This is a genomic window from Stenotrophomonas pictorum JCM 9942 (assembly GCF_001310775.1).
GTDB classification, from domain to species: Bacteria; Pseudomonadota; Gammaproteobacteria; order Xanthomonadales; family Xanthomonadaceae; genus Stenotrophomonas; species Stenotrophomonas pictorum.
In genome coordinates this window covers 1-1,608 of sequence record NZ_BAZI01000506.1, presented here as the reverse complement: position 1 = coordinate 1,608, position 1,608 = coordinate 1, and the positions used below count along the sequence as shown (strand labels likewise).

General features: G+C 68.1%; 2 protein-coding genes. Both read right to left on the bottom strand.

Annotation, left to right across the window (positions count from 1 at the left end; all coding sequences use genetic code 11):
- On the bottom strand, positions 1 to 1,177 hold a 1,177-nt coding region (locus tag JCM9942_RS15500), incomplete at its 3' end, for an amino acid permease (protein ID WP_054660748.1).
- A gap of 148 nt (positions 1,178 to 1,325) precedes the next feature.
- A partial coding sequence (locus JCM9942_RS15495; RefSeq protein WP_054660746.1) for a DUF488 domain-containing protein occupies positions 1,326 to 1,608 on the bottom strand: 283 nt, incomplete at its 5' end.

Sequence of the window (1,608 nt, the reverse complement as noted above, 5' to 3'; positions counted from 1 at the left end):
CCAGCGCGGCGATCTCGTCCAGGCGCGCCACACCGGCCAGCGCGGCCACCAGCACCGCGGTGAACAGGGTGATGGTGACCGGGGTGCCGGTACGCTTGTTCACCAGCGACAGACTGCGCGGCAGCAGGCCGTCACGCGACATCACGAAGAAGATGCGGCTCTGGCCGTAGAAGAACGCCAGCAGCACCGTCGGCAGGGCGATGATGGCGACGATGCCGATCACCAGCGCGGCGGTGCCGTGGCCCAGTTCGCGCATGATCAGCGCCAGCGGCTCGGCGCTCTTGCCGAACACCGTGTAGCTCATCGCGCCGACCGCGGCCAGCGCCACCAGCAGGTAGATGATGGTGCAGCCGACCATCGAGCCGATGATGCCGATGGACAGGTCGCGCCTGGGATTCTTGGTTTCCTCGGCCGCGGTGGAGATCGCATCGAAGCCGTAGAAGGCGAAGAAGATGATCGCCGCCGCCGCCATCACCCCGCGTTCGACGCCATCCGGGCCGAGCGACTTGGGGAAGCCGTAGGGCATGAACGGCTGCAGGTTCTCGACGTTGAACGCCGGCAGCGCCACGGCCACGAACACCGCCAGCGCGATCAGCTTGAGCACCACCAGTACCGCGTTGAGCGTGGCGCTTTCCTTGGTACCGGCCATCAGCATGCCGGCCACCAGGAAGGTGATCACGATCGCCGGGACGTTGAGGAAGCCGCCTTCCACGTGCGGGCCGGCGGCCAGCGCCTGCGGCAGCACCACGTTCCAGCCGAAGGAGCTGTGCAGCCATTCCAGGAAGCCGACGAAGTAGCCCGACCAGCCCACCGCCACGGTGCTGACCACCAGCGAGTACTCCAGGATCAGGCTCCAGCCCACCACCCAGGCGATGGTCTCGCCCAGCGCGCTGTAGCTGTAGGTGTAGGCGCTGCCGGCGGCCGGCATCATCGTCGACAGCTCGGCATAGGCCAGCGCCGCGCAGGCGCAGATCACCCCGGCGATGATGAACGACAGCAGCACCGCCGGGCCGGCCTTGTCGGCGCCCACGCCGATCAGCGTGTAGATACCGGTGCCGACGATGGCGCCAATGCCCAGCGCGATCAGATGGGGCCAACTCAGCGAGGGAATCAGCCGGCGGCCTTCCTCGTGTTCGGTGAGCTGGTCGATGGATTTGCGCCGGAGCCAGGACTGCATGCGGACCTCACGGTTCGTGGTGATTCGGGAAAGGGGGCGAGTGTGGGCGAACGCAGTGCAGCAAAGCCAGAAAAACCCGCCGATCCACGGGGTTGTACGTCCAGGGCGCGGTCAGGTGACGGAACCGGCACAAAAAAACACGGGGCCGTCAGGTGCTTCGGCGCGGGTGGGCCAGCAGGTAGTGGCGCAGTGCCACCGCCTGGTTGTGCTGCTCATCGCGTGCGCCGAACACCAGCGTCACCGGGCCGGCATCGAGCGCATCGCGCAGCGGTGCCAGCCGCTGTGGCTGCGCGGCCAGTTCCTGCCAGTAGCGCCGGCGGAACGCATCCCAACGCTCGGCGCGGTGGTCGAACCACTGGCGCAGTCCGTCGCTGGGCGCGACCTCCTTCAGCCAGGTCGCCTGCAGCCGTTCGCGGCTGACCCCGCGCGGC